Source organism: Azospira sp. I09, from assembly GCF_009177135.1.
GTDB classification, from domain to species: domain Bacteria; phylum Pseudomonadota; class Gammaproteobacteria; order Burkholderiales; family Rhodocyclaceae; genus Azospira; species Azospira oryzae.
Map to the genome: position 1 here is coordinate 3,497,005 of NZ_AP021844.1, position 26,132 is coordinate 3,523,136.

A 26,132-nucleotide genomic window follows, 5' to 3' on the forward strand; every position below is an offset into this window, starting at 1 on the left:
CCGGCGGCGGCCTCAGCGGGCCGTGGCCGGCTGCCGGTCGGCGCTGCGCCGCAGATGGGCGCCGCCGAGGCAGTCGCAGTTGATGATGTGCTGACGCAGGCGGCCCGCCGCCTGGTCCGGGTGTTCGTTGTGGTCGCTGGCAAAATTGCGCAGCAGACGGCGGCATTCCTGGCACTCGTTCTGGTAACGGCTGAAGCGGTCGTTGATGCGGCTCTGGCAATAACTGGGCAGGCGAGCGATGATCTGCTCCCGATGGCTTTCGAGCTGCTTCAAGGTGTTGATCATGTTGATATCCGACGGCGGGGCATGACAAAGACGTGCGCACTATAGCCAAACCCGTCCGCAAAAGCATTACGTCGAACGTCCTAGAAACAAGGTAATACGAGGCTCTCCGCCATGACCCAAGATCCTTTCCGCGCCCGTCGCCAACGCCTGCTGCAGGCCCTCGGCAACGGCGTCGCCGTCGTTCCCACCGCGCCCGAGCGGGTGCGCAACCGGGACACCCACCATCCCTACCGCTTCGATTCCTACTTCTGGTATCTCACCGGTTTTCCCGAGCCCGATGCGGTGCTGGTGCTGGTGGGCGGGGCCGAGCCCCAGTCCCTGCTCTTCTGCCGCGAGAAAAACGAGGAGCGGGAAATCTGGGACGGCTTCCGCTATGGTCCCGAGGTCGCCCGGGAAGCCTTCGGTGTCGATGCCGCCTATCCCATCGGCGAACTGGACGGCCGCCTGGCCGAACTGCTGGCGGACCGGGACTCCCTTTGGCATTCCCTCGGCCATGACAGCGACTGGGATGCCCGCATCGCCGGCGCCCTCAATGCGGTGCGGGCCCAGAGCCGGGCCGGCAAGCGGGCCCCGGCGGAAATCCGCGACCTGCGCGCCGCCCTGGACCGGCAGCGCCTGGTGAAGGACGCCCACGAGCTGGACTGCATGCAGCGCGCCGCCGACATCGCCGCCGCCGGCCATGCCCGGGCCATGGCCCGCTGCCGTCCCGGCCTCGCCGAGTACGAGCTGGAGGCCGAGCTGACCTATGAATTCCGCCGCCGCGGCGCCTCCTCCCACGCCTATCCGCCCATCGTCGCCGGCGGTGCCAACGCCTGCGTCCTGCACTATGTGGAAAACGACAAGCTGCTGGCCGACGGAGCCCTGGTGCTGATCGACGCCGGCTGCGAGGTGGAGGGCTACGCCTCCGACATCACCCGCACCTTCCCCGTCAATGGCCGCTTTTCCGCGGCCCAGCGGGATGTCTACGAAATCGTCCTGGCGGCCCAGGCGGCAGCCATCGACGCCACCCGTCCCGGCGTCGCCTTCATGGCCCCCCACGATGCGGCGGTGCGGGTCCTGACCCGTGGCATGGTGGATCTGGGCCTGCTCAAGGGCGACGTGGACACCCTCGTCGAAGGCAAGGCCTACACCCGTTTCTACATGCACCGCACCGGCCACTGGCTGGGGCTGGACGTGCACGATGCCGGCGAATACAAGGAAGGGGACAACTGGGTGACCCTGCAGCCGGGCATGACCCTCACCGTCGAACCCGGCCTCTACATCCGCCCCGGCGACGACGTGCCGGCCCACCTGCACGGCATCGGCATCCGCATCGAGGACGACGTGGCGGTCACCGCCGACGGCTGCCGCGTCTACACCACGGCGCCCCGCACCGTGGCGGAGATCGAGGCGGTCATGGAGCATCTGTCGTGAGCGCCGCCCCCGATACCGACATCCTGGTCCTGGGCGCCGGCCCGGTGGGCATGACCCTGGCGCTGGCCCTGGCCGCCAGCCGGCACCGGGTGACCCTGGTGGATGCCACCCCGGCCGACGCCGCAGCCGGCGATCCCCGGGCCCTGGCCCTGTCCCACGGCGCCCGCCAGCTGCTGGAAACCCTGGAGGCCTGGAACGCCCGGGCCGCCACCGCCATCGACCACATCCATATCTCCCAGCGGGACGGCTTCGGCCGCGCCGTCATGACCGCGGCCGACTACCAGCTGCCCTCCCTCGGCTACGTCATGCGCTACGGCGACCTGGCCGCGGCCCTGGCCGAACGGGCGGCCCGGACGCCGGCCATCAGCGTCCTGCGCCAGAGCAGGGCCGTGGATTGGCGTGCCGATGGGGCCGGCGTCGGCGTCACCCTGCAGCAGCAGGGCGAGGTGTTGCGCCTGGGCGCCCGCCTGCTGGTCCATGCCGAAGGCACGCCCTACGACGACCCGGCCGTGTCGGTGCGGGATTACCGCCAGCATGCGGTGCTGGCCGAAGTGCGCACCCGGGAACCCCACGGCCGCCAGGCCTGGGAGCGTTTCACCGCCGACGGTCCCCTGGCCCTGCTGCCCCTGGAGGACGGCTACGCCATCGTCTTCACCGTGCCGCCGGCCAAGGCCGACTGGCTCATGGGGCTGGACGACGAGGCCTTCGTCGCCGCCCTGCAGGCCCAGTTCGGCAACCGCCTCACCTTCACCGGCGCCGGCCCCCGGGCCCGTTTCCCCCTGGCCCTGCGCCTGCGCCAGGAGACCGTGGCCCAGCGGGAAGTGTGGGTCGGCAACACCGCCCAGACCCTGCATCCGGTCTCCGGCCAGGGCTTCAACCTGGGCCTGCGCGATGCCTGGGAACTGTCGTCCCTCCTGGCTCCCAGCCCGGACCCAGGGGCTGCGGCAACGCTTCAGGCCTACGCCCGGGGGCGGCGGACGGACCGGCAGGGCAGCGCCCTGTTCACCGACGGCATCGTGCGTCTCTTCTCCAACGACATCGCCCCCCTGCGCCTGGCCCGGGGCCTGGGCCTGCTGGCCCTGGACCTGTTCCCGCCGGCCCGCCACTTCGTTGCCAAGCGCATGATCTGGGGCGCCCGCGCCTGGCCGTAAAGGGGCATTGACACCGCCAGGGCGGCGTTGCGCCGGCCCTTGTTGGCAGTGAGCCAACGGCGGGCCGGCGCGCCTTGCCCTGACGGCGCCACTGCCCCTTTCCGTGGAATGGAGGCGTGTTTCTGTCTGGCCCGGGCGACTTCCGGCACCGAAAAAGCCAGTTGCTTACCCGGGTTGGGGTAGCCTTTGCTATCTGTGACTTATTTCACAAATTGGTTTTTCGGGTTCCGCCTGTGCCCCGCAAAGCCGCGCCCCGTCTGGTGACTATTTTTTAGGCAGCGCTTGGGGTAGAATCCGCCCCCTTCCTCACCCCTTTCTTGCCCGGCAATACCTATGGAATTTTGCGGTTTTACCTTGCGCAACAATCTGTTCGTCGCTCCCATGGCGGGGGTCACGGACCGGCCGTTCCGGCAATTGTGCAAGACCCTGGGCGCGGGCCTGGCGGTGTCCGAGATGGTCACCTCCAATTCCCTGCTCTACGGCAGCAAGAAAACCCAGCGCCGGGCCAACCACGAAGGGGAAGTGGCACCCATTTCCGTGCAGATCGCCGGCGCCGATCCGGCCATGATGGCCGAGGCGGCCAAGTACAACGTGGACAACGGCGCCCAGATCATCGACATCAACATGGGCTGCCCGGCCAAGAAGGTGTGCAACGTCATGGCCGGCTCGGCCCTGATGCAGGACGAGGTGCTGGTGGGCCGCATCCTGGAAGCCGTGGTCGGCGCCGTGCCCGATACCCCGGTGACCCTCAAGTTCCGTACCGGCTGGAACCGCCTCAACAAGAACGCCCCCACCATCGCCCGCATCGCCGAGGCATCCGGCATCCGCGCCGTGGCTATCCATGGCCGCACCCGGGCCGACCAATACACAGGTGAGGCCGAGTACGAGACCATCGCCCTGGTGAAGAGCCAGATCCACATCCCGGTGATTGCCAACGGCGACATCACCACTCCGGAAAAAGCTAAACACGTGCTGGAAGTCACCGGCGCCGACGGCGTCATGATCGGTCGCGCCGCCCAGGGCCGGCCCTGGATTTTCCGCGAGATCGAACACTTCCTGAAGACCGGCGAGCACCTGCCCCCGCCCCGGGTGGAGGAAATCCACCGCATCCTGCAGGAGCACCTGCAGGACCTCTATGCCTTCTACGGCATCGAGACCGGGGTGAAGATCGCCCGCAAGCACATCTCCTGGTACACCAAGGGCCTGGTGGGTTCCGCCGCCTTCCGCAAGACCATGAACCAGCTCATGGAACTGGATGCCCAGCAGGCCGCCGTCAACGAATTCTTTGCCAGCCTGGCCCAGGCCGGCGAACACCTGAAGTACGAAGCACCACAACAAGAGCAGGATCACGATCTGGCCGCCTGAGCGGGAGCCGCGCGCTTCCCGGGCAGGCCGGACGCCGCCTCACAGAGGGCGTCAGCAACACACTTTTGGAGAGGTACCTCGGCCATGAGCCGCAATAACAATGATATTTCCGCCTGCGTGTTCGGGGCACTGGAGCAGTATTTCCGGGACCTGGACGGGGAGCGTCCGGCAGCCATCTACGACATGGTCATGCGTAATGTGGAAAAACCCATGCTGCAGATCGTCCTGCAGCAGGCCGGCGGCAACCAGACCCTGGCCGCCGAGATGCTGGGCATCAACCGCAATACCCTGCGCAAGAAACTGGTGGACTACAAGCTCATCTGAGCCCCACCCGTTCCCGTTTCATCGCCATTCACCGTTTTCAATCTTTCACCGCATCCACCATGAAAATCCGTCAAGCCCTCATTTCCGTTTCCGATAAGCGCGGCGTTCTCGAATTCGCCCAAGGCCTGGCCGCCCAAGGCGTCAAGCTCCTGTCCACCGGCGGCACCGCCAAGATGCTGCGCGACGCCGGCCTGGCAGTCACCGAAATCGGCGACTACACCGGCTTCCCGGAAATGCTCGACGGCCGCGTCAAGACCCTGCATCCCAAGGTGCATGGCGGCATCCTGGCCCGCCGCGACCTGCCCGAGCACCTGGCCACCATCGAGCAGCACGGCATCCCCACCATCGACCTGGTGTGCGTGAACCTCTATCCCTTCCGCGAGACCGTGGCCAAGCCCAACGTCACCCTGGAAGATGCCATCGAGAACATCGACATCGGCGGCCCCGCCATGGTCCGTTCCTCCGCCAAGAACTACGCCGGTGTCGCCATCGTCACCGATCCGGCCGACTACCAGCCCCTGCTGGACGAAATGCAGGGCCACGGCGGCGAGCTGTCCCTCAACACCCGCTTCGGTCTAGCCAAGAAGGCCTTCACCCACACCGCCCGCTACGATTCCGCCATCGCCAACTGGCTCACCAGCCTGGACGAGCAGAACCAGCCCCAGCAGTTCCCCGCCGCCTACCACGCCGCCTTCGACCGCGTCGAAGTGCTGCGCTACGGCGAGAACCCCCACCAGCAGGCCGCCTTCTACAAGGACCCGGTGCACACCCCCGGCGCCATCGCCAACTACACCCAGCTGCAGGGCAAGGAACTGTCCTACAACAACATCGCCGACGCCGATGCCGCCTGGGAATGCGTCAAGGTCTTCGATACCCCGGCCTGCGTCATCATCAAGCACGCCAACCCCTGTGGCGTGGCCATCGGCGGCAAGCTGCTGGAAGCCTATGAAAAGGCCTTCAAGACCGACTCCACCTCCGCCTTCGGCGGCATCATCGCCTTCAACGGCACCGTGGACGTGGATGTGGTGAACGCCATGAACGAGCGCAAGCACTTCGTCGAAGTGCTGATCGCCCCGGCCTTCACCCCCGCCGCCAAGGAACTGCTGGCCGGCAAGACCAACCTGCGGGTGCTGGAAGTGCCCCTGCAGCGCGCCTACCACGCCTTCGAATACAAGCGCGTCGGCGGCGGCCTGCTGATCCAGAGCCCGGACATGTTCAACGTTCAGCCCTCCGACCTGAAAGTGGTGACCAAGAAGGCCCCCACCGACGCCCAGCTGGAAGACCTGCTTTTCGCCTACCGCGTCGCCAAGTTCGTCAAGTCCAACGCCATCGTCTTCTGCGGCGGCGGCATGACCCTGGGCGTGGGTGCCGGCCAGATGAGCCGCGTCGATTCCACCAAGATCGCCGCCATCAAGGCCCAGGCCGCCGGCCTCTCCCTGGACGGCTCCTGTGTGGCATCCGACGCCTTCTTCCCCTTCCGCGACGGCGTGGACGTGCTGGCCCAGGCCGGCGCCAAGGCCGTGATCCAGCCCGGCGGCTCCATGCGTGACGCCGAGGTGATCGCCGCCGCCGACGAGCACGGCCTGGCCATGGTGGTCACCGGCGCCCGCCACTTCCGCCATTGATTGCGTGACGGGGCAGCCGGGCTGCCCCGTCGAGCGCATTGGTACAGTACCCAGTGCAATATCTGAGAAGCGCAAAGGACAAACAATGAAACTCCTCGTCATCGGTTCCGGCGGCCGCGAGCACGCCCTGGCCTGGAAGCTGTCCCAGTCCCCCGGCCTGCAGAAGGTCTACGTGGCGCCCGGCAACGCCGGCACCGCCCGGGAAGCGGAACTGGAAAACCTCAACATCACCGATCCGGTGGCCCTGGCCGACTTCGCCGAGAAGGAAAAGATCCACCTCACCCTGGTGGGTCCCGAGGCGCCCCTGGCGGCCGGTGTGGTCAATATCTTCCGCGCCCGGGGCCTGAAGATTTTCGGCCCCACCAAGGAAGCGGCCCAGCTGGAATCCTCCAAGGATTTCGCCAAGCGCTTCATGGCCCGTCACAAGATTCCCACCGCCGGCTTCGAGACCTTCTCCGACGCCGCCGCGGCCCACGCCTACGTGGATCGCCAGGGCGCCCCCATCGTCATCAAGGCCGACGGCCTGGCTGCCGGCAAGGGCGTGGTGGTGGCCATGGATCTGGCGGAAGCCCACGCCGCCATCGACCACATGCTCTCCGGCAATGCCCTGGGCGACGCCGGCGCCCGGGTGGTGATCGAGGACTTCCTCGACGGCGAGGAAGCCAGCTTCATCGTCATGGTGGACGGCAAGAACGTGCTGCCCCTGGCCTCCAGCCAGGACCACAAGCGCATCGGCGACGGCGACACCGGCCCCAACACCGGCGGCATGGGGGCCTATTCCCCGGCGCCCGTGGTGACCCCGGAAGTGCACGCCAAGGTCATGCGCGAAATCATCATGCCCACGGTGCGCGGCATGGAAGCCGACGGCATCCCCTTCACCGGCTTCCTCTACGCCGGCCTGATGATCGGCAAGGACGGCTCCGTGAAGACCCTGGAATTCAACTGCCGCATGGGCGACCCGGAAACCCAGCCCATCATGATGCGGCTCAAGTCCGACCTGACCAAGGTCCTGGAGCACGCCATCGCCGGCACCCTGGACCAGGTGGAAGCCGAGTGGGACCGCCGCGTCGCCCTCGGCGTGGTGCTGGCCGCCGCCAACTATCCCGACACGCCGAAGAAGGGTGACGTCATCACCGGCCTGCCGGCCCACGGCAACGCCTTTGGCGACGACGCCCAGGTCTTCCACGCCGGTACCAGCAGCGGGCCCAACGGCGAAGTGCTGACCTCCGGCGGCCGTGTGCTGTGCGTCACCGCCTTGGGCGACAACGTCAAGCTGGCCCAGAAGCGGGCCTACGAAGTGGCTGCCCAGGTGCGCTTCGACGGCGTCCAGTACCGCAAGGACATCGGCTACCGGGCCGTCAGCCGCTGAACCTTTGCGCGCAACACCACACTAAACAGCGGGGCGGCCATGACCGCCCCGTTTCTTTTCCCCTCCGAGAATTCCCCATGAGCCAGCTTCCCAGCAGCGCCCCCGTCCGCGCCTACCTCACCGACCTGCAGAACCGCATCATCGCCGCCCTCGAGGCCCTGGACGGCGGCACCTTCCGCCGCGATGCCTGGCAGCGGCCCCAGGGCGGCAGCGGCGAATCCCGGGTGATCGAGGAGAGCCACCTGTTCGAACGGGGCGGCGTCAATTTCTCCCATGTCACCGGCGGCAACCTGCCGCCGTCGGCCACTGCCAACCGGCCCGAACTGGCCGGCCGCAGCTTCGAGGCCATGGGCGTCTCCCTGGTGCTGCATCCGCGCAATCCCTACTGCCCCACGGCCCACATAAACGTGCGCTTCTTCATCGCCACGGCAGAGGGCCAGGAGCCGGTGTGGTGGTTCGGCGGCGGCATGGACCTGACCCCCTACTACGGCTTCGCCGAGGATGCCCGCCACTTCCACCAGACCTGCAAGGACGCCCTGGCGCCCTTCGGCGAGACGGTGCACCCGCGCTACAAGAAGTGGTGCGACGAATACTTCTTCCTCAAGCACCGCAACGAGCCCCGGGGCGTCGGCGGCATCTTCTACGACGACCTCAACGAGGGCGGCTTCGAACGCTGCTTCGATCTCACCCGCAGCGTCGGCGACGCCTTCGTGCCGGCCTACCTGCCCATCCTGGAACAGCGCCGCCACCTGGCCTACGGCGAGCGGGAGCGGGACTTCCAGGCCTACCGCCGGGGCCGCTACGTGGAATTCAACCTGGTGTGGGACCGGGGCACCCTGTTCGGCCTGCAGTCCGGCGGCCGCAGCGAATCCATCCTCATGTCCATGCCGCCCGTGGTCAAGTGGCGCTACGACTGGCAGCCGGAAGCGGGCAGTGCCGAAGCCGCCCTGTACACCGACTTCCTGCCGCCGCGGGATTGGGTCTAGGGCACCCGGCCCGGGAGGCAGGCGGGAAGCCATTCTCCCGGGCATATCTGCCGAGAACGGCGTGGATACTGGCTGCTGGCGCAGGTTGTGAATCGTCCGCAACCGTCCGCCGGCGCCGGCAGCGGCCAATAAAAAAGGGAGCCATGGGCTCCCTTTTTGTTTTGCGGGCTGGCTTATTTCAGCTTGCCCTTGACCACCTTCACCCGGTCCGGGTGCTTCACCGTCAGGTTGCCGCCGCCGCCGGTCAGGTTGCCGCAGGGGCAGGCACTCTTGATGTGGGGCACCGAGTTGATGACGGTGGTGCAGTCCAGGCACTCGTAGTAGATGTCGCCGCCGGTGGGCAGGTTGGCCGCATCGGGGGCCGGCTCCACCGGGTAGAAGTTGTAGATTTTGCGCAGATCGATGTTGAGCATGACTAGTCCCCGTATACCCTCTGTGTTGTCTGTGTTTCCCTCGTTGGGATGACCATTCTAGCGCGCTTCCCGGCTGCCGCAACAGGCCCCCGTAAGGGGCCGTCGGGCCGTCAGTTGCGGTAGAGGTCCGGGCGCGAGCCCTGGCGGTAGTGGCGGTCGGCCTCGCCGGGGCGCTCCAGCTGGTCCAGCAGCCGGGCCAGTTCCAGGTGGGCATCGCGGCTTTCCTCCACCGAGAGGGAGGCCTCCAGGTAGTTCTGGGCCTTGCCCCACAGCTTCTGCTGCAGGCACAGCCGGCCCAGGGCCAGGAGCAGGCCGGCATCCCGGGGGCGCTGCTTGAGCCAGCCCTCGGCCCGGGCAATGCGGGCGGTGAGCTCGCCGCCGTCGGCGTCGGCCACGGCCACCTGGCCGTAGATTTCCACCAGGTCTGAATTCCAGTCGTCCTCGTCGCACTTTTCCAGGGTGCTTTCCACCACCTTCAGAGCCTCGGCCTTGGCGTCCAGGCTGAGCAGGGCCCGGGCCACGGTGGCGGCCAGGCGGGGCGAGCCTTCCCGGCTGGGAATGGTGCGCAGGTAGGCGAGCAGGGAAGGGGCGTCTTCCTGGCGCTGGCGGATGTTTTCCCGGTGGGCCTTGAGGATGATTTCCCGGGCCTGTTCCGGCGCCATGGCGTCCCGTTTCTGCAGCTGGCGGGCCAGGCGCAGCACCTGTTCCCAGTCCTTGCGGCCCTGCTGGGCCTTCAGCTCCAGGCGCATGGCAGCGATGTGGCGGCCGGCGGTTTCCTGCAGCTGGCGCAGGGCGTCCAGGGCGCCGCTGAAGTCCCGGGAGTCCAGGCGCATCTCGGCGGTCAGCATGAGGCGGGCTACCTTCAGGTTGTTGTCCCCTTCCGCATCCTTCAGCCACTGGCCTTCCTTGGCGTTTTCGCGCAGGGCGTGGGCGGCCCGGGCCGCCACCAGGGCGGAGAGGCCGGGCACGTAACCGGCGCTGAACGATTCCTCGGCCCGCTTCATGGACTGGCCGTAGCGGCCCTCGAAGAAGTGGCGCAGGGCGTCCTGCAGGGCGGCGGCGGCCTTGTCCTTGCTGCGCCGTTCGCGGAACTCGCTGACCCGGGCGGGCAGGCCCAGGGTCAGGGAGACCAGGCGCAGCAGGCCGTGCAGCACGGCGAAGGCGGCGATGAGGCCGATGATCAGCAGGTTGAGGGAGACTTCCAGACGCCAGGGCGGGAACACCACCAGCACGTAGCCGTCATTGACCCGGGCCGCCAGGGCCAGACCGACGGCGGCGGCGAACAGGGCGAGAATCCAGAACAGGCCTCTCATTTGCGCTCCTTGGCCAGCTTCAGGGTCTTCAGGGCGTTGAGGCTGTCGTTGAGCAGGGGCAGCTCGATGACGATTTCGGTGCCGGCCAGCTGCTTGACGCTGGCGATGGCGGTCTGCACCGACTTGTCGTTGGTGTTGAAGTAGCGCTCCAGCCAGGCCTGGGACATCTTCAGCTCGCTGCGGAAGGTCCACTGGTCCCGGGAAAGCAGGGCCAGGCGGGCATTGAGCAGGCGCAGCTTGAGGTTCTCCCGCAGGAAGAAGCTCTGGGAGGGGGAGAGCAGGGCCGGTTCGGGGCGGTCGAAGCGCTGGATGCGCACCAGGCCCTTCACCTCGCTCCACAGGTCCAGGCCCAGACGTTGCCAGAAGCCGCTGGCGGGCGTGCCGTCAGGGGCGGCTTCCTTGGCCTCCTTCTCGGGCTTGGGGCGCTCGTCGAAGGCCAGGGCCAGGGTGTCGGTGGCGACGATGATGTTTTCCAGGCGCAGGTTCATGCCGGAAACATCCACATAGGGAGCGGCACGCAGCTTTTCCAGATCCCGGTTGATGGTCTTGCGCAGGGCGGTGAACTGGGGCCGTTCGCTGCGGGAGAGGCGGGCGTCGGCGGCCTGCAGGGCCAGGATGGCGCCCTGCACGTTGCCGGCCAGCTGCAGCTGCTGGGCGGCCAGGGTGACGCTCTGCTCGATTTCGGCCAGGGCCGCTTCGTCCCGGTTGCGGGCCAGGTCCTGGTAGAGGTTTTCCAGGGCCGCCTGCTGGTTCTGGGATTCGGCCAGCTTGGCTTCCAGGGCCCCCAGCTTGGCCTGCAGACGGCCCACTTCCTCCTGGGACTGCTTGGCCACGCCTCGGGTTTCCTTGGACAGGCTGTCTGCGTCGGCCAAGCGCTTGGCCAGTTCCTGCTGCGTGTCGGAGAGCTTGATGCGGGTTTCCACCCACTGCCAGCCGGCCAGACCCAGGGCCACCACGGCGACGCCGATCCAGGGATTGCGCCAGGCTTCCTGACGCGGCTTGGCCAGGGGCGGGGTGGGGGACGCCGCAGGCGTCGTCTCGGCAGGGGCAGGGCTCTCGTTGGGGGGCAGGGAGTCGTTCATGGCTGGGGCCGTGTTGTCTGAAGCGAATTATTGAGCCCAATTATAGGCGCATAAGCCGGCCAATAGGCCCTGGTCGGCAGGGGGCGTGAGGATGACCCGTTGCAGTCCCAGGTCCTTGGCCCCCTGGGCGATGCGCTCGTGGGGGACGAACAGGGGCGTTTGGGCCAGGCGGCGGCGGCCGTCTTCGTCCAGCAACTGCCACAGGTGGCGCAGGGCTTCGCTGGAGGAGATGATGATGGCATCAAGGCGGCCGGCGGTCCAGGCCTGTTCCAGGGCTGCCGTGCCCTGGCTCGGCGGGCGGCGGTGGTAGCAGGTGAGCACGTCCACCGTGGCGCCCCGGGCTTCCAGGGTTTCCCGCAGCAGCTCCCGGCCGCCATCGCCGCGCAGGATCAGCACCTTCTTGCCGGCCACGGCCTCGGCCTGGAATTCCGGCAGTTCCAGCAATGCCTCGGAGTCGAAACGTTCCCTGGGGGCGATGACCTGGCCCAGGCCGAAGCGGGCCCAGGCCTTTTCCGTGCCGGTGCCGACGCCGGCCGGGCGGGTGCCTGCCGGCCAGGGGCCGGCCGCCAGGAGAGTGGGCAGGGCGTGTTCCACCGCATTGGGACTGACGCAGAAGACGATGGCGTAGTCCGCCAGCCGGGGGGCCACGGCCTGCAGCGGCGCCGGGTCGGCGGCCTCGATTTCCAGCAGGGGGTAGAGCAGGGGAGTGCCGCCGGCAGCGGCAATGGCCTGGGCCAGGCTGTCCGCCTGGGCCCGGGGCCGGGTGACGACGATGGTGCGGCCGGTTAGGGGCATGCTTTTTTTGCCACAGAGGACACAGAGCGCACAGAGGAGAAAAACGAAAGGATGGAACCGGACTCTGGCGAAAGCTCCTCTCCTTTGTCTGGTCTTCGCCTCTCTCTGCGTTCTCTGTGCCCTCTGTGGCTAGGGGTTTTCAATCAGTGCTTGGCACAAGCCAGGGCGGCGAGGATTTCGCCGGCGCCCTTGGCCTTCAGGTCCTCGGCCAGCTGACGGCCCAGGGCGGCGGCTTCCACCGGGGTGCCCCAGGCTTCGCCTTCCACCATCTGCTGGCCGTCCACGCTGGCGACGAAGCCCCGCAGCCAGACCTGGCCGTTTTTCATTTCGGCGTAACCGCCCAGGGGAATCTGGCAACTGCCGCCCAGGGCCCGGGAGAAGGCCCGCTCGGCGATGACGCAGGCGGCGGTGGTGGCGTCGTTGAGGGGCGCCACCCAGGCGGCGGCATCCAGGCGGTCGGCCCGCACCTCGATGCCCAGGGCGCCCTGGCCGGGGGCCGGCAGGGACTGCTCGGGGGTGAGTACGGAGCGGATGCGGTCTGAGAGGCCCAGGCGGATGAGGCCGGCGGCAGCCAGGATGATGGCGTCGTACTGGCCCTCGTCGAGCTTGCGCAGGCGGGTGTCCAGGTTGCCGCGCAGGCTGCGGATCTGCAGCTTGGGGTACTTGGCCCGCAGGATGGCTTCCCGGCGCAGGCTGGAGGTGCCGACCACGGCGCCTTCCGGCAGGTCTTCCAGGCCGCGGAATTTGTTAGAGACGAAGGCGTCCCGGGGATTTTCCCGGGCGGAGATGGCCACCAGGGCGAAGCCCTCGGGCATGTCCATGGGCACGTCCTTCAGGGAGTGCACCGCCAGGTCGGCCCGGCCTTCTTCCATGGCCACTTCCAGTTCCTTGATGAAGAGGCCCTTGCCGCCGATGGTGGACAGGGGGCGGTCGAGGATCTGGTCGCCCTGGGTGGTCATGCCCAGGATGGAGACTTCGGTGCCGGCGTGGATCTCGGCCAGGCGGTCGCGCACGTGCTCGGCCTGCCACATGGCCAGGCGGGATTCCCGGGAGGCGATGACGATGCGGGAAGGAGTGGTGACAGTAGCGGGCGTAGTGGTCAAAGCGGTCCCCGGAAAAGCGTGAAAATGCCGTGCGGCGGGTGGAAAAAAGTGGCGCCCATTCTAGCATGGGGGCGGGGCGCCACTTTGATGCGGCACAAAAGCGCCGTCCCCGGCGCGGCATCGGTGAAAACCCCCATAGGCGCCTCTGTTGCAGCGCAGTAATCTGGCCGGGTCATGACTCGCATCCAAGGAAAAACCGTGTCCCTGCACGCTCTCGCCCCTTCTGCCGACCTCTCTGCCGCCGCCGACAAGGACCAGCCCCTGCGGGAGGACATCCGCCTCCTGGGCCGCCTCCTCGGCGACACCGTGCGCGAACAGGAGGGCGGCGAGGCCTTCACTGCCGTCGAGACCATCCGCCAGATCGCCGTACGCTTCGCCCGGGACCAGGAGCCGGCGGCCCGGGACGAGCTGGCCGCCATCCTCAACGGCCTGCCCCGGGACACCATGCTCTCCGTGGTGCGGGCCTTCACCTATTTCCTGCACTTCGCCAACATCGCCGAGGACCAACACCACATCCGCCGCCGCCGCACCCATGAAATCGCCGGCTCCGAGGCGCGGGAAGGCAGTCTGGCCTACGCCCTGGAGCGCCTGGCCGAAGCCGGCGTCGGCGGCGAGGCCCTGGCCGAGGCTCTGGGTCATGCCCTGGTCTCCCCGGTGCTGACGGCCCACCCCACCGAAGTCAGCCGCAAGAGCATCCTGCATTGCCAGCGGGAGGTGGCCCGCCTGCTGGATACCCGGGACCGGGTGGCCATGACCCCGGAAGAAGCAGCCGACAACGACGCCGCCCTGCGCGCCGCCGTGCTCACCCTGTGGCGTACCCGCATGCTGCGGCCCAACCGGCTGGCGGTGGTGGACGAGGTGAAGAACGGCATCAGCTACTACGACGACACCTTCTTCGCCGAACTGCCCCGGCTCTACTGCCAGTTCGAGGACCAGCTGAAATCCCGCTTCCCGGAGCAGTCCTGGGACCTGCCCAACTTCTTCCGCATCGGCAGCTGGATCGGCGGCGATCGGGACGGCAACCCCTTCGTCACCGCGGACATCCTCAAGGAAGCCCTGCGCCTGCAGTCGTCCGCCGCCCTGGATTTCTATCTCGACGAAATCCACGCCCTCGGCGCCGACCTGCCCCTGTCCCAGATGCTGCTGCCCGTGTCGGCGGAGCTGGCGGCCCTGGCCGACCGCTCCCCGGACCGTTCCCCCCACCGGGCGGACGAAGCCTACCGGCGCGCCCTCACCGGCATCTACGCCCGCCTGGCCGCCACCTCCGAATCCCTGGACCGGCACCCGCCGCTGCGCCACGCCGTGGCCGAGAGCGCGCCCTATGACTCGTCCGCCGCCCTGGTGGCCGATCTCCAGGTGCTGGCCGCCTCCCTCGCCGCCCACGGCGCCGGCCTGCTGGCCCGGGGCCGCCTGCGCCGCCTGATCCGGGCGGTGCAGGTGTTCGGCTTCCACCTGGCCCCCATCGACCTGCGCCAGAACTCGGACGTGCACGAACGCAGCGTTGCCGAACTGCTGGCCTTGGCCGGCCGCCTGCCTTCCGTCGAAGCCTATTCCGCCCTCGACGAAGCCGCCCGCATCGCCCTGCTGGCGGAGGAAATCGCCAGCCCCCGGCCCCTTTACTCGCCCTACCTGGCGTATTCGGAAGAGACGGCCGGCGAACTGGCCATCTTCTTTGCAGCCCGGGAACTGAAGGCCCGCTACGGCGACGCCGCCCTGCCCAACTGCATCATCTCCAAGACCGACGGCGCTTCCGATCTGCTGGAAGTGGCCCTGCTGGCCAAGGAGGCCGGGCTGCTGATTCCGGGTGCCCAACCGAAGCTGGCGGTAAATATCATTCCCCTGTTCGAGACCATCGACGACCTGCGCCGCTCCGCCCCGGTCATGGCCAGCCTCTTCGCCCTGCCGGCCTACCGGGCCCTGGTGGCCGCCCGGGGCGAGGAGCAGGAGGTGATGCTGGGCTATTCGGACAGCAACAAGGACGGCGGCTTCCTCACCTCCGGCTGGGAGTTGTACAAGGCCGAGATCGACCTGACCCGGGTTTTTGCCGCAGCGGGCGTGCGCCTGCGCCTCTTCCACGGCCGCGGCGGTTCCGTCGGCCGGGGCGGCGGCCCCAGCTACCAGGCCATCCTGGCCCAGCCCGCCGGCGCCGTCTCCGGCCAGATCCGCATCACCGAGCAGGGCGAGGTCATCGCCTCCAAGTACGCCAACCCGGAAGTGGGCCGGCGCAACCTGGAGATTCTCGCCGCCGCCACCCTGGAAGCCACCCTCACCGACCACGAAAACCGGGTGGAGCCGGCCAGGCCCTACCACGCCGTGCTCGACCGCCTTTCGCAGCTGGCCTTTTCCGCCTACCGGGGCCTGGTGTACGAGACCCCGGGCTTCACCACCTATTTCCGCGAATCGACGCCGGTTTCCGAGATCGCCAACCTCAACATCGGCAGCCGCCCGGCCTCGCGCAAGAAGTCGGAGGCCATCGAGGACCTGCGGGCCATTCCCTGGGTCTTCAGTTGGGCCCAGTGCCGCCTCATGCTGCCCGGCTGGTACGGCTTCGGCAGCGCCGTCGAGGCCTGGCTGGGCGAGCACCCGGAAGGGCGGGAGGCGGGTCTGGCCACCCTGCGCAAGATGTACCGCAACTGGCCCTTCTTCCGCACCCTGCTCTCCAACATGGACATGGTGCTGGCCAAGAGCGACATCGCCATCGCTTCCCGCTACGCCGAACTGGTGACCGATGCCGAGCTGCGCGCCGCCATCTTCGGCCGCATCAAGGCCGAGTGGGAGCGCACCCGGGAACTGCTGCTGGCCATCGAGGAGCAGGCCGAACTGCTGGCGGACAACCCGCTCCTGAAGCGCTCCATCCGCAACCGCTTCCCCTACATGGACCCGCTGAATCACCTGCAGGTGGAACTGCTGCACCGCCACCGGGCCGGGGAGACGGACGAGCGCATCCGCCGCGGCATCCACCTCACCATCAACGGGGTGGCCGCCGGTCTGCGCAACAGCGGCTGATATCCCGTCAGGGTGTTTTATAAGTAATTATTTTTACTAATCGTAATCTATTGTGCACTGCGAATTGACTGCAAATAAAGGCTCTCTATAGTGTCGGGCGAGATACGGTAAATACGATTTCATAATTCGTAATTTGTTGCGCCTGGCGGTGGTGCCAGGTGACAGTCGCTGGAAAAAGGGGGGCGGGCCGCCAGGCCTTTCCCCCTTTTCTGTGCCATGGCCAGGGCAGCAAAAACCGACCTCGATCCAATCAAACACAACGCGAGGGAGTTTTTATGCAGCAGCAAGCACAGGTCATGGAGACCAAGATTGTCATGTCCGACCCCACCGCCCTGGGGGTGTTCGGCCTGGCCACCGTCACTTTCGTCGCCGCCTCCGCCAAACTGGGCTGGACCAGCGGCGTCACCTACCTGATCCCCTGGGCCCTGTTCCTGGGTTCCATCGCCCAGATCTGGGCCTCCACCATCGACTTCAAGAAGAACAACTACTTCGGCGCCATCGTCCTCGGCGCCTACGGCCTGTTCTGGATCGCCGTGGCCATGCACTGGGCCATCAGCCTGGGCTGGTTCGGCGAGATCGATGCGGCCAAGGCCGATCCGCGCCAGTTCGCCTTCGCCTGTATCGCCTACTTCATCTTCTCCATCTTCATCATGGTGGCGGCTTTCGAGGCCAACAAGGTGTTCGCCGCCATCCTGGTGCTGATCAACGTGCTGCTGCCTTCCCTGGCCCTCTCCATGCTGGGCGTGGCCCCCGCCTTCTTCAGCGGTGCCGCCGCCTGGTCCGAACTGGCCATCGCCCTGCTGGGGTTCTATGCCGCCGGTTCCATCTTCATCAACAGCTACTTCGGCCGCACCCTGCTGCCCCTGGGCAAGCCCCTGGGCCTGATCCGCAAGGGCCCGGCCAAGTAAGCGCCACCATGGCAGCTCCCGCCCAGGCGGCGGGAGCGCCTGCCAGCGGGGCCGGCGAGGGCAACCTCCCCGGCCCCGTTCTTTTGCCATAAAAATATTCCGAAACAATCGTTGGGTCCGGCCCCGGCCCTTTCCTAGACTGCCTCCTGTCCAGCGGCATCGGCCGCTCCCCGCATCAGGAGGTTCCATGCAGCAACCCACCACCCTCATCGGCCACCATGCCCGCTACCGGCCCGAGCATACGGCCGTGGTCTTTGCCGACGGCCGGCAGACCCGGCGCCTCACCTGGCGCCAGTTCCACCGCCGGGTCAATCGCCTGGCCAATGCCCTGCTGGCCCTGGGCATCAAGCAAGGGGACCGGGTGGCGACGGTGCTGCCCAACAGCCTGGAGCTGCTGGAAATCTACTGGGCGGTGCCGCGCATCGGCGCCGTGCTGGTACCCCTCTCGCCCCTGCTCAACGCCGCCGGCCTCGGCAGCCTGCTGGCAGATGCGGGAGCGGCGGCGCTCTTCATCCACCCCGCTGCGGCGGCGGAAGTGGACGGCCTGGGCCAGGCCCTGCCCGCTCTGGCCCGGGAGCGCATCGTGGTGGTGGGGGAGGGCGATCCCTCATCTGCCGCGCCCTTGGATTCCGGGACTTCCCCGGGCGACCATCCCGCCTATGCAGCCCTCACCGAGGCGGCGTCTGAAGAAGAGCCGGCGGTGCCCCACCCCGCCGGCGACGACATTTTCGCCATCATGTATTCCAGCGGCACCACGGGCCAGCCCAAGGGCATCCTGCAGTCCCACGCCTGCCGCGCCGCCTATTGCACCCTGCTGGCCTCCACCTGGCGCATGACGCCGGAGTCGGTGGTGCTGCACAGCGGCGGCATCGTCTTCAACGGCGCCCTGCTGACCATGTTCCCCGCCTTCTACCTGGGGGCCACCTATGTCCTGGCCGGGGCCTTCGATGCGGCCCTGGCCATCGACCTGATTGCGCAGGAAAAGGTGACTCACACGGTGGTGGTGCCGTCCCAGATCGTCGCCATCCTGGACCACCCGGATTTCGCCGCGGAGAAGCTGGCCAGCATCGAGACCTTCCTCTCCGTCGGCGCCCCCCTGCTGCAGGAGCGCAAGCAGGCTTTGAACCGGCTCCTGCCCAACCGCTTCTACGAGCTGTACGGCCTCACCGAAGGCTTCATCACCGTGCTCGACCGCAGCCAGTCCCTGCGCAAGCCCCTCTCGGTGGGTACCCCACCCCAGTTCTACGAGCTGCGCATCGTCGGCGAGGACGGCCGCGACCTGCCCCCCGGCGCAGTGGGGGAGGTGGTGGGCAAGGGGCCCATCCTCATGAGCGGCTACTACAACCGGCCCGAGCTGACGGCCCAGACCCTCAAGGACGGCTGGCTGCATACCGGCGACCTGGGCTACCGGGACGAGGAGGGCTACCTGCACCTGGTGGACCGCAAGAAGGACATGATCGATTCCGGCGGGGTCAAGGTGTACCCAAAGGACATCGAGGAGGTGGCCGCCCGCCACCCGGCGGTGCGGGAGGTGGCGGTGTTCGGCATTCCCCACGACAAATGGGGCGAGACGCCCCACGCCGCCATCGTCCTGCGGCAGCCGGCGGCGGCGAGCCCGACGGAACTGCGGGACTGGGTGAACGAGCGGGTGGCGGCCAAGTACCAGCGCCTGCATTCGGTGGAGATCGTCCCCGACTTTCCGCGCAACGCCGCCGGCAAGACCTTGAAGCGCACCCTGCGGGACCCCTGGTGGGTCGGGCGGGACCGGCAGATCTAGGGGCGGGCGCGGCGCCGCTCCGGGTGGGTGGCTGCAAACCTAGAAGGGACGGTCATCTCCGGCATGGCATGGTGGAGATGCCCGTCCCTTCTGCCTCGTGGCGGGGCTTGTGTTCGGCGGCTGGCGCCCCCATTTCCTCCCGCATTGCTTGATGACGTTCTGTGTCGTCGTTGTAACACCTTGTAAGGTCAGGCGCATGGCGGCGGATTTTCGGTAGTCTTCTGCCGTGCCCCAACTTTTGGAGGATATAAGACCATGACCAAAATCCCCTTCCGTCCCCTGCCGTTCCGTTTTTCCCGCAGCGTCGCCGCCTTTGCCGCCGGCGGCCTGCTGGCCTTCGTCGCCGCCCAGGCCGACCTGTCCCTGATCTCCCGCTCCAACGCCGCCCCCGCCACGGTTGCCGCAGCCTCCGCCGCGGCCGTCCCAGGGCCCGCCGCCGGCGCCCCCCTGGCCGCTTTGCCGGACTTTTCCGCCCTGGTGGAGCAGGTGGGTTCGGCGGTGGTGAACATCTCCACCGTGACCCTGGCCAAGAACAGCAACGTCAGCGGCATCAATCCCAACGACCCCTTCTACGACTTCCTGCGCCGCTTCGGCATCGCCCCCGGCATGGGCTCCCAGCAGCCCCAGGAAAGCCGCGGCATCGGCTCCGGCTTCATCGTCAGCGCCGACGGCTACGTGCTGACCAACGCCCACGTGGTGGCCGATGCCGACGAGGTGGCGGTGAAGCTCACCGACAAGCGGGAATTCAAAGCCAAGGTGGTGGGCATCGACCGCCGCAGCGACGTGGCCCTGATCAAGATCGCCGCCAGCAACCTGCCCACGGTGCGCATCGGCAGCCCGGACCGCCTCAAGGTGGGTGAGTGGGTGGCCGCCATCGGCGCCCCCTTCGGCTTCGAGAATTCCGTCACCGCGGGCATCGTCAGCGCCAAGTCCCGGGCCCTGCCTGACGAGACCTACGTGCCCTTTATCCAGACCGACGTGGCCATCAACCCGGGCAATTCCGGTGGCCCCCTGTTCAACCTCAAGGGCGAGGTGGTGGGCATCAACTCCCAGATCTACAGCCGTTCCGGCGGCTACCAGGGCATCTCCTTCGCCATCCCCATCGACGTCGCCATGAAGGTCAAGGAGCAGCTGCAGAAGACCGGCAAGGTGCAGCGCGGCCGCCTCGGCGTCACCATGCAGCCGGTGACCAAGGAGCTGGCCGAGTCCTTCGGCCTGGCCAAGCCCGTGGGCGCCCTGGTGACCGGGGTGGACCGCAGCAGCCCGGCGGACAAGGCCGGCCTGCAGCCGGGCGACGTCATCATCGCCCTGGACGGCGTGCCCATCGAGGAGGCCACCGACCTGCCGCGCAAGGTGGGCGACAGCGCTCCCGGCACCAAGCTCGGCCTCACCGTGCTGCGGGACGGCAAGCGCCTGGAGAAGCAGGCCGTGCTGGCCGCCATGCCCAGCGAGACGGCGCCCCAGGCCCGGGGCGAGAGCGCCGGCGGCGGCCGCGTCGGACTCGCCGTGCGTTCCCTCTCCCGGGAAGAGGCGGCGGCCCTGGGCAGCAGCGGCGTGGTGGTGGTGGGAGTGAACGGTCCCGCCGCCCGGGCCGGCCTGCAGGAAGGGGACGTGGTGCTGGCGGTGAACAACGCCCGGGTCTCCTCCCCGGCCCAGCTCAAGGAACTGCTGGACCAGGCCGGCAAGCGCTTCGCCCTGCTCATCCAGCGGGAGGACGCCCGCCTCTACGTGCCGGTGCGCACCGACTGAGGCCGCCGGCTTCTACTCCCCGCGGGGCCCGGGCTATAGTGACAAGCCCGGGCCCTTTTTCTTGGCCCCAACCCTTATTCCCTGCCGCCTCCGGAGCCGCCCATGGACCTTGCCCAGCTGACCGATGCCCTGCAACGGGACGCCGCCTGGGTGGTCTTCCTCAACGTGCTGCTGCAGCAACTGGGGCTGCCGGTGCCGGCGGTGCCGACCCTGCTGCTGGCCGGCAGCCTGGCCGCCTCGCCCCTGCACGGTTTGCAACTGCTGGCCGCCGCCGTGCTGGCCTCGGTCCTGGCGGACTGGGTGTGGTATCTGGCCGGACGCAGCTTCGGCTACCGGGTCCTGGCCGGCCTCTGCCGCCTCTCCATCAACCCGGGCTCCTGCGTCAGCGCCACGGAAGCCCGCTTCACCCGCTGGGGCGCCTGGTCCCTGGTGCTGGCCAAGTTCATCCCCGGCTTCTCCACCGTGGCCCCGCCCATCGCCGGCTCCCTGCGCCTGGCCCTGCCGTCCTTCCTCGCCGCCGCCGCCCTGGGCGCGGCCCTGTGGGCCGGCGGCGCCATCCTGGCCGGCTGGTGGCTGCGGGGCGAACTGCAGCAGGTGCTGGCCCGCCTGCAGGGCAACGGCGACCTGGCCGTGACGCTGCTGCTGGCCCTGATGGGCCTGTGGCTGGGCTGGAAGTTCTGGCAGAAATACCGTTTCGAGAAGCTGTCCGCCATTCCCCACCTCACCCCGGCGGAACTGGCCGAAGCCCTGCAGTCCGCCGCCCCGCCCCTGTTCCTCGACCTGCGCGGCGAGGCCATGATCCGGGAGACGGGCCTTCTCCCCGGCGCTACCGCCGCCACCCTGGACGATCTGGCGGAGCGGGCCGCCCACTGGCCCCGGGAGGCCCTGGTGGCGACCCTGTGCAACTGCCCCGCCGATGCCAGCGCCGTGCAGGCCGCCCGCCGCCTGATGGCCCTGGGCTACCGCAACGTGCGCCCGGTGCGGGGTGGCTACGAGGCCTGGCTGGCCCTGCAGGCCGGAGGTGGCGCCATGGCGGCCGTCGCCGACGAGGCTTCCAGCGGCGGCCTCTCCCGCCCATAATCGTTGCCGGCCATGACGTCGGGTTGGCGTCGCGGCCGTCCATAACGATTCATGGAGAACATCATGCTGCTCGTCTACATCTACGTTTTCTGGTTGCTCTTCATCGTCACCATGGCCGGCAAGGCCGCCTGGCCCAAACTGACCACGGTGCCCCGGGTGCTGATCGCCCCCGCCGCCCTGGTGGCCCTGTTCCTCGACGTCTTCTTCAACATCTTCATCGCCACCATCCTCTTCCTCGACCTGCCCCGGGAATGGACCTTCACCCAGCGCCTGGAACGCTACAAGCCTGACCAGAGCTGGCGCGGCCGTCTGGCCCGCTGGATCTGCAGCAACCTGCTCGATCCCTTCCAGGTGGGCGGTCACTGCCATTGAGAGGGGGTGGGGCCGGTAGAATGGCGCACACAAGAATCAGGAGACGCCCATGACCCAAGCCCCGTCCGCCAAGCCCGACCACCAGCGCCCGGAACTGCCCGACTTCTGGGACAAGCGCTTTGCCGCCGGCGCCACGCCCTGGGACCACGGCAGCGCCCCGGCGGAACTGGAGGCCCTGCTGCCGCCCCCCGGCAGCGCCACGCCGCCGCGCATCCTGGTGCCCGGCTGCGGCCACGCCCGGGAGGCCGCCTGGCTCGACCAGCGCGGCTGGGCGGTGACGGCCCTGGACTTTGCCCCCGCCGCCATCGCCGCCGCCCGGGAAGTCCTCGGTGAGTGGGGCGGCGAACTGCGCTGCGCCGACTTCTTCGATTTCCCCGTGGAAGCGCCCTACGACGTGGTGTACGAACGGGCCTTCCTCTGCGCCCTGCCGCGCAAGCTGTGGCCCGGCTACGGCCCCCGGGCGGCCGAACTGGTGCGCCCCGGCGGCTATCTGGCCGGCTTCTTCTTTTTCAGCGACGAGCCCAAGGGCCCGCCCTTCGGCATCGGTGTGGCGGAGCAGGAAGCCCTGCTGACCCCCTGGTTCGAGCGCATGGTCGACGCGCCCGCCCAGGCCCCCATCCCGGTCTTCGCCGGCGGCGAGCGCTGGCAGGTGTGGCGCCGCCGCTAGTCTTCGCTACCACTCTTTGCCGCCGGATCGCCGGCGCCCCTTTTTTGACCAGGATCAGGGCGGGCGCCGTATACCCGAGTAATCTGCTTGGTTATGAACGGGCCGGTCCCGTCGTTTCCGGTGAATCCCCATGGCCAAGAAATTCCCCCTCCATCCCAAGCACCCCGAGCGCATCTGCTGGGGCTGCGACAAGTATTGCTCCACGGACAACCTGCAATGCGGCAACGGCTCCAGCCGCACCCAGCATCCGATGGAGTTGCTGGGGGAGGATTGGTATGAGCATGGGGATTGGGGGATTGAGGTGGACAAGGGGGAGGATGATCCTTCCACTTCGGGATCGGGTTCTGGTTCGGCGGTTTGAGGTTTGGGGATTGGTTGGGCGTGGTTTGTTGATTTACGGCTGGGTTCCGCCGTTGCCCGGCGGGCGTACTTTTCTTAAGCGCTAAGAAAAGCAGCCAAAAGAAGGCGGACCCTCACCCCCGGCCCTGCGGGCTTCCCTGCGCTGCTCAGTCGAGCGGGGCGGCTGCGGAACTCGGCCCTGCGGGCCTCAGACAGTCCTCGCCGAAAGCCCCCCCCCGCCCGCCTTGCGCTGCTCGGCGGGGGTGGAAGGGGAAGGGAAGTCGGTGGCGTAGCGAAGGTGGTCGCACCGGTTTGGAGTGGGTAGATTAGTTGATTGGGATATGCGATTTGCAACTTGTTGTTGCGATGCGGACGTCCTGACGGTAAGTTTGAGGCTGTCCGGTTTCACGGATTTTTAGTCGGGCCAGTAAACGGAAGGTTTGCTGAATCCGTTGCAGGGCAATCGATTCGGCTGTCCGGTGTTCCGGGATATTGGACAGCCCCATTTTTATTGGACGTTTTTGTCGTCTACTACTAGTTGGGCGTCATGAACCAAGCCGCATCATCACTTACTCTCATCACAGCACAACGGTGGAAGCTTTGGCTTTTCTCTTGCCTGCTCGTGGTATGCGGCATTGGCTTATTCGCCCCAAACCACGTTGCATCTGTGGTTGGCTTAAGCCCTGTTGTGGTTGCTTTAAGTTCTGTTGCACTCGGCTTAATTGTTCTTGCCAGCGCCTCATGGTCAGTTCGGTGCCCTGCCTGTGGGCTCAGCCTCACTTGGTATGCCTTGTCCAAGCAGGCGCATCATTCATGGCTTTCGTGGCTACTCGATACCACGGTATGTCCACGGTGCGGCTTTTCCCATTGGTCTAGTCAAGGTGGCAGCCATGAGCACTAGTCCACGCCCAACCTATCATTCCAGCGGACGGCAAAAGCTGCGCTTTTTCCGTCCGCTGAATTTTCACGTTAGGCCTCGTACAAAGGACACCAAACTGTGACTCCACGTGAACTCGTGACCGCTTGGGTCGAAGCGTTCAACAGAGCTGATTCGCAAGCTCTCGCGAATTTCTATGCTGAAAATGCAATCAACCATCAGGTAGCCGAGCATCCTGTTGAAGGCCGTCCCGCAATCCTAGAAATGTTCAGGACTGGCTTTGAGGCTGCAACAATGGTTTGCTTGGTCGAGAACATTTTCGAAGACGGCGATTGGGCGATCCTCGAATGGCGTGATCCACTCGGACTCCGCGGGTGTGGATTCTTCCATATCGTAGACAACCTAATTGTCTTCCAGCGAGGCTACTGGGACAAGCTATCCTTCCTTCGACAGCACAACCTTCCGCTTCCTACCGCCTAAAGGCTATTGGTTTTATGCCATCTCGGCTCAAACAGTCACCCCGGCGGAAGCGGCCTAACTGGGCGGTCAAGCGGACGCCAACAAGGGCCATGGCTTCGCCATTGTCCTGGCCCTTGTTGGTACCCTTCAGTCGCTGCGCTCCTTACGGCGCCGCTTACCTTGGGCGTTAGGCGTTTCCGATGCTTTGTCGTTTTCTCAAAATTGCATTCCAATGAAAAACAATCCTGAACCACTACGTCCAAATATCCGCGTTGATTGGGTTGGCACAGTAGATCAAGGCCGCAGGCTTGAGATATCGGCTGAATTCAACAATACCGCCTACGAACTTCTTTCCGTTGTTGCTGATGAGATTGATGAATCTCTCTGGGTTGAATTTTTTGTAGAGGGAAAGTGCCTTCAAATTCCATTTCACGTTCTGGCTGATGCGGTGAAGATTTCTCCAGAAGGTGTGCATTCCGAAGCTTGGTACGCACAACATGTCTATTCAAAGCAAGACAACGCCTAACCCTGCGGTCAACACGGACCTTGCGCATAAAGCCGCGCAAGGCCGGTTACCTTCACGTTAGCGAGCTCAAACCCTCATGGCTTTGTCCAACGTAGTCTTTTCTGTGAACGACGCCCCTTTCTGCATCTGGGATGTCTCACTAGCTGAGCGCAATTTGGAGTTTCTGGAGCAGTTTGACTCCGACTACTTCGAATATCTGGCCATCACCGGGATGAATGGCCTTGAAGACGAACATCACCAGAAGCGTGCGGCGCTATTGATGCGCCAAGGGTTGTACCACGGATTAGAAACCCTGTTCTCCATGCTGGGAGCGCTGATTCAAGCGCCTGATTGCGTATATGGGTGGGTACTTAAGTGCAATCCGGGCGACGTCCGAAAGATCGTCCAACGCATTAATCAAGGAGACGATTCCCTGCCTCGAAGGCTGGTGATGAACAACGTTTCGTGGAAGGAACTGAGCTACGCGATTTTCGCGTACTCGAACTCAGATGAAGACGAAGTCAAACGGAACGCTGACAACTTTTGCATGCTCTGGCAAAAATTAGCCGCCCATTACCTCAAGGAAGAGTACATAGCGGAGTACAACGGTATTAAGCATGGGTTCCGAATCAGATCTGGAGGCTTCGGATTGCGAGTTGGACGTGAATCCGAGTATGGAGTCCCGCCTCCGCCAGAGGCAATGAAGACCATTGGGTATAGTAAGTTCGGTTCGTCATTTCTCACGCTTGAAAAAGTTCCAGTTGATGAAAAGCAGAACCGCAGCTATCGGTCAAGGAAGATGTCCCTGAACTGGAGTGCCGAACAAGTGGCTCTCTTACTCCAGTTAGTTTCGATGTCTCTGGGGAACGTGATTTCCGCCCTAAAGATTGTCAACGGCATACCGCCATCAGATGTGCAATTCTTTCGACCTATTGAGCCAGACGCGTTCGAAAAGCCTTGGCAGGTATCTGTCGGGGTCACGAGCTCCACGATGGACTATTCAATCGATGCCGCAAACTTCGAGAAGACTACAACGCAACAGCTTCAGGACATAGTGCGCTCGACAACTGAGGCGTGTAGAAATGCGGCCGCTCGCTAACCCGGCAGTCGAGCGGACCTGCGCGAAAAGCCGCGCAGGCAGCTTACTTCTACGTTAGCCATCTTCATTC

The 26,132-nt window shown here is 66.4% G+C and carries 24 protein-coding genes; 18 read left to right on the forward strand and 6 right to left on the reverse strand.

The window, feature by feature from the left end; genetic code table 11:
• Window positions 1-12 precede the first annotated feature (12 nt).
• Window positions 13-285 (reverse strand): hypothetical protein, encoded by a 273-nt coding sequence (locus AZSP09_RS16385; protein ID WP_152090651.1) that lies wholly within the window; start codon window positions 283-285, stop codon window positions 13-15.
• A gap of 111 nt (window positions 286-396) precedes the next feature.
• Here AZSP09_RS16385 and AZSP09_RS16390 point away from each other — a divergent pair, with 111 nt between their 5' ends.
• The 7 genes from AZSP09_RS16390 to hemF all read left to right on the forward strand — a co-directional run bounded on the left by AZSP09_RS16390 (window position 397) and on the right by hemF (window position 8,518).
• On the forward strand, window positions 397-1,698 hold the full coding sequence (locus tag AZSP09_RS16390) for an aminopeptidase P N-terminal domain-containing protein (RefSeq protein WP_152090652.1): 1,302 nt from the start codon (window positions 397-399) through the stop codon (window positions 1,696-1,698).
• Window positions 1,695-2,849, forward strand: a complete 1,155-nt coding sequence (locus AZSP09_RS16395) for an FAD-dependent monooxygenase (protein WP_152090653.1) — start codon at window positions 1,695-1,697, stop codon at window positions 2,847-2,849. Before AZSP09_RS16390 ends, AZSP09_RS16395 begins: the two co-directional genes overlap by 4 nt.
• 333 nt (window positions 2,850-3,182) lie before the next feature.
• Complete coding sequence (dusB, locus tag AZSP09_RS16400; protein WP_152090654.1) at window positions 3,183-4,214, forward strand: tRNA dihydrouridine synthase DusB; 1,032 nt, start codon at window positions 3,183-3,185, stop codon at window positions 4,212-4,214.
• An 84-nt stretch (window positions 4,215-4,298) separates the two neighbouring features.
• Window positions 4,299-4,538 (forward strand): helix-turn-helix domain-containing protein, encoded by a 240-nt coding sequence (locus tag AZSP09_RS16405; protein WP_014236682.1) that lies wholly within the window; start codon window positions 4,299-4,301, stop codon window positions 4,536-4,538.
• A 59-nt stretch (window positions 4,539-4,597) separates the two neighbouring features.
• Window positions 4,598-6,163 (forward strand): bifunctional phosphoribosylaminoimidazolecarboxamide formyltransferase/IMP cyclohydrolase, encoded by a 1,566-nt coding sequence (purH, locus tag AZSP09_RS16410; protein WP_014236683.1) that lies wholly within the window; start codon window positions 4,598-4,600, stop codon window positions 6,161-6,163.
• Between the two features lie 85 nt (window positions 6,164-6,248).
• Window positions 6,249-7,532 (forward strand): phosphoribosylamine--glycine ligase, encoded by a 1,284-nt coding sequence (gene purD, locus AZSP09_RS16415; protein WP_014236684.1) that lies wholly within the window; start codon window positions 6,249-6,251, stop codon window positions 7,530-7,532.
• Between the two features lie 77 nt (window positions 7,533-7,609).
• Window positions 7,610-8,518: an oxygen-dependent coproporphyrinogen oxidase gene (hemF, locus tag AZSP09_RS16420; protein WP_152090655.1), complete on the forward strand. Its 909-nt coding sequence runs from the start codon at window positions 7,610-7,612 to the stop codon at window positions 8,516-8,518.
• A gap of 173 nt (window positions 8,519-8,691) precedes the next feature.
• On the opposite strand, the gene AZSP09_RS16425 is transcribed toward hemF, so the two are convergent.
• From AZSP09_RS16425 to hemC, 5 genes are all read right to left on the reverse strand, one after another.
• On the reverse strand, window positions 8,692-8,931 hold the full coding sequence (locus tag AZSP09_RS16425) for a hypothetical protein (protein ID WP_014236686.1): 240 nt from the start codon (window positions 8,929-8,931) through the stop codon (window positions 8,692-8,694).
• 110 nt (window positions 8,932-9,041) lie between these two features.
• A complete protein-coding gene (locus AZSP09_RS16430) occupies window positions 9,042-10,244 on the reverse strand; it encodes a heme biosynthesis HemY N-terminal domain-containing protein (protein WP_014236687.1) in 1,203 nt (400 codons plus the stop codon).
• Window positions 10,241-11,326 (reverse strand): uroporphyrinogen-III C-methyltransferase, encoded by a 1,086-nt coding sequence (locus tag AZSP09_RS16435; protein WP_152090656.1) that lies wholly within the window; start codon window positions 11,324-11,326, stop codon window positions 10,241-10,243. The genes AZSP09_RS16430 and AZSP09_RS16435 overlap by 4 nt, the downstream gene beginning before the upstream one ends.
• Before the next feature lie 27 nt (window positions 11,327-11,353).
• Window positions 11,354-12,121 carry a uroporphyrinogen-III synthase gene (locus AZSP09_RS16440; protein ID WP_014236689.1) on the reverse strand — a complete coding sequence of 256 codons (768 nt, stop codon included), beginning with the start codon at window positions 12,119-12,121 and terminating at the stop codon, window positions 11,354-11,356.
• 143 nt (window positions 12,122-12,264) lie between these two features.
• Window positions 12,265-13,224: a hydroxymethylbilane synthase gene (gene hemC / locus AZSP09_RS16445; protein ID WP_152090657.1), complete on the reverse strand. Its 960-nt coding sequence runs from the start codon at window positions 13,222-13,224 to the stop codon at window positions 12,265-12,267.
• Between the two features lie 198 nt (window positions 13,225-13,422).
• On the opposite strand from hemC, the gene ppc reads away from it, so the two are divergent.
• The 11 genes from ppc (at window position 13,423) to AZSP09_RS16500 (ending at window position 26,062) form a co-directional block, all read left to right on the forward strand.
• Window positions 13,423-16,230 (forward strand): phosphoenolpyruvate carboxylase, encoded by a 2,808-nt coding sequence (gene ppc, locus AZSP09_RS16450; RefSeq protein ID WP_152090658.1) that lies wholly within the window; start codon window positions 13,423-13,425, stop codon window positions 16,228-16,230.
• 275 nt (window positions 16,231-16,505) lie between these two features.
• A complete protein-coding gene (locus AZSP09_RS16455; protein WP_014236692.1) occupies window positions 16,506-17,138 on the forward strand; it encodes an acetate uptake transporter in 633 nt (210 codons plus the stop codon).
• 187 nt (window positions 17,139-17,325) lie between these two features.
• Entirely contained in the window at window positions 17,326-18,915 is a 1,590-nt protein-coding gene (locus tag AZSP09_RS16460) for a class I adenylate-forming enzyme family protein (RefSeq protein ID WP_152090659.1), read from the forward strand.
• A gap of 255 nt (window positions 18,916-19,170) precedes the next feature.
• Window positions 19,171-20,664 carry a DegQ family serine endoprotease gene (locus tag AZSP09_RS16465; RefSeq protein ID WP_172974782.1) on the forward strand — a complete coding sequence of 498 codons (1,494 nt, stop codon included), beginning with the start codon at window positions 19,171-19,173 and terminating at the stop codon, window positions 20,662-20,664.
• A 102-nt stretch (window positions 20,665-20,766) separates the two neighbouring features.
• Window positions 20,767-21,744 carry a VTT domain-containing protein gene (locus tag AZSP09_RS16470; RefSeq protein WP_152090660.1) on the forward strand — a complete coding sequence of 326 codons (978 nt, stop codon included), beginning with the start codon at window positions 20,767-20,769 and terminating at the stop codon, window positions 21,742-21,744.
• 63 nt (window positions 21,745-21,807) lie between these two features.
• Window positions 21,808-22,116 carry a hypothetical protein gene (locus tag AZSP09_RS16475; RefSeq protein ID WP_014236696.1) on the forward strand — a complete coding sequence of 103 codons (309 nt, stop codon included), beginning with the start codon at window positions 21,808-21,810 and terminating at the stop codon, window positions 22,114-22,116.
• Between the two features lie 49 nt (window positions 22,117-22,165).
• A complete protein-coding gene (locus tag AZSP09_RS16480) occupies window positions 22,166-22,783 on the forward strand; it encodes a methyltransferase domain-containing protein (RefSeq protein WP_152090661.1) in 618 nt (205 codons plus the stop codon).
• Window positions 22,784-22,913: 130 nt separating this feature from the next.
• Entirely contained in the window at window positions 22,914-23,144 is a 231-nt protein-coding gene (locus AZSP09_RS16485) for a DUF3079 domain-containing protein (protein WP_152090662.1), read from the forward strand.
• 975 nt (window positions 23,145-24,119) lie between these two features.
• The gene (locus AZSP09_RS16490) at window positions 24,120-24,479 is read left to right on the forward strand and encodes a nuclear transport factor 2 family protein (RefSeq protein ID WP_152090663.1); all 360 of its coding nucleotides are present in this window, start codon (window positions 24,120-24,122) and stop codon (window positions 24,477-24,479) included.
• Between the two features lie 211 nt (window positions 24,480-24,690).
• Window positions 24,691-24,984, forward strand: a complete 294-nt coding sequence (locus AZSP09_RS16495) for a hypothetical protein (protein WP_152090664.1) — start codon at window positions 24,691-24,693, stop codon at window positions 24,982-24,984.
• 76 nt (window positions 24,985-25,060) lie between these two features.
• A complete protein-coding gene (locus AZSP09_RS16500; protein WP_197739023.1) occupies window positions 25,061-26,062 on the forward strand; it encodes a hypothetical protein in 1,002 nt (333 codons plus the stop codon).
• The last annotated feature ends 70 nt before the right edge of the window (window positions 26,063-26,132 follow it).

Excerpts from the sequence above, each read along its gene's own strand:
- AZSP09_RS16385 (WP_152090651.1), bottom strand. The coding sequence starts at position 285 with ATGATCAACACCTTGAAGCAGCTCGAAAGCCATCGGGAGCAGATCATC.
- AZSP09_RS16390 (WP_152090652.1), top strand. The coding sequence starts at position 397 with ATGACCCAAGATCCTTTCCGCGCCCGTCGCCAACGCCTGCTGCAGGCC.
- dusB (WP_152090654.1), top strand. The coding sequence starts at position 3,183 with ATGGAATTTTGCGGTTTTACCTTGCGCAACAATCTGTTCGTCGCTCCC.
- AZSP09_RS16405 (WP_014236682.1), top strand. The coding sequence starts at position 4,299 with ATGAGCCGCAATAACAATGATATTTCCGCCTGCGTGTTCGGGGCACTG.
- purH (WP_014236683.1), top strand. The coding sequence starts at position 4,598 with ATGAAAATCCGTCAAGCCCTCATTTCCGTTTCCGATAAGCGCGGCGTT.
- purD (WP_014236684.1), top strand. The coding sequence starts at position 6,249 with ATGAAACTCCTCGTCATCGGTTCCGGCGGCCGCGAGCACGCCCTGGCC.
- hemF (WP_152090655.1), top strand. The coding sequence starts at position 7,610 with ATGAGCCAGCTTCCCAGCAGCGCCCCCGTCCGCGCCTACCTCACCGAC.
- AZSP09_RS16425 (WP_014236686.1), bottom strand. The coding sequence starts at position 8,931 with ATGCTCAACATCGATCTGCGCAAAATCTACAACTTCTACCCGGTGGAG.
- AZSP09_RS16430 (WP_014236687.1), bottom strand. The coding sequence starts at position 10,244 with ATGAGAGGCCTGTTCTGGATTCTCGCCCTGTTCGCCGCCGCCGTCGGT.
- AZSP09_RS16435 (WP_152090656.1), bottom strand. The coding sequence starts at position 11,326 with ATGAACGACTCCCTGCCCCCCAACGAGAGCCCTGCCCCTGCCGAGACG.
- AZSP09_RS16440 (WP_014236689.1), bottom strand. The coding sequence starts at position 12,121 with ATGCCCCTAACCGGCCGCACCATCGTCGTCACCCGGCCCCGGGCCCAG.
- AZSP09_RS16455 (WP_014236692.1), top strand. The coding sequence starts at position 16,506 with ATGCAGCAGCAAGCACAGGTCATGGAGACCAAGATTGTCATGTCCGAC.
- AZSP09_RS16460 (WP_152090659.1), top strand. The coding sequence starts at position 17,326 with ATGCAGCAACCCACCACCCTCATCGGCCACCATGCCCGCTACCGGCCC.
- AZSP09_RS16465 (WP_172974782.1), top strand. The coding sequence starts at position 19,171 with ATGACCAAAATCCCCTTCCGTCCCCTGCCGTTCCGTTTTTCCCGCAGC.
- AZSP09_RS16470 (WP_152090660.1), top strand. The coding sequence starts at position 20,767 with ATGGACCTTGCCCAGCTGACCGATGCCCTGCAACGGGACGCCGCCTGG.
- AZSP09_RS16475 (WP_014236696.1), top strand. The coding sequence starts at position 21,808 with ATGCTGCTCGTCTACATCTACGTTTTCTGGTTGCTCTTCATCGTCACC.
- AZSP09_RS16480 (WP_152090661.1), top strand. The coding sequence starts at position 22,166 with ATGACCCAAGCCCCGTCCGCCAAGCCCGACCACCAGCGCCCGGAACTG.
- AZSP09_RS16485 (WP_152090662.1), top strand. The coding sequence starts at position 22,914 with ATGGCCAAGAAATTCCCCCTCCATCCCAAGCACCCCGAGCGCATCTGC.
- AZSP09_RS16495 (WP_152090664.1), top strand. The coding sequence starts at position 24,691 with ATGAAAAACAATCCTGAACCACTACGTCCAAATATCCGCGTTGATTGG.
- AZSP09_RS16500 (WP_197739023.1), top strand. The coding sequence starts at position 25,061 with ATGGCTTTGTCCAACGTAGTCTTTTCTGTGAACGACGCCCCTTTCTGC.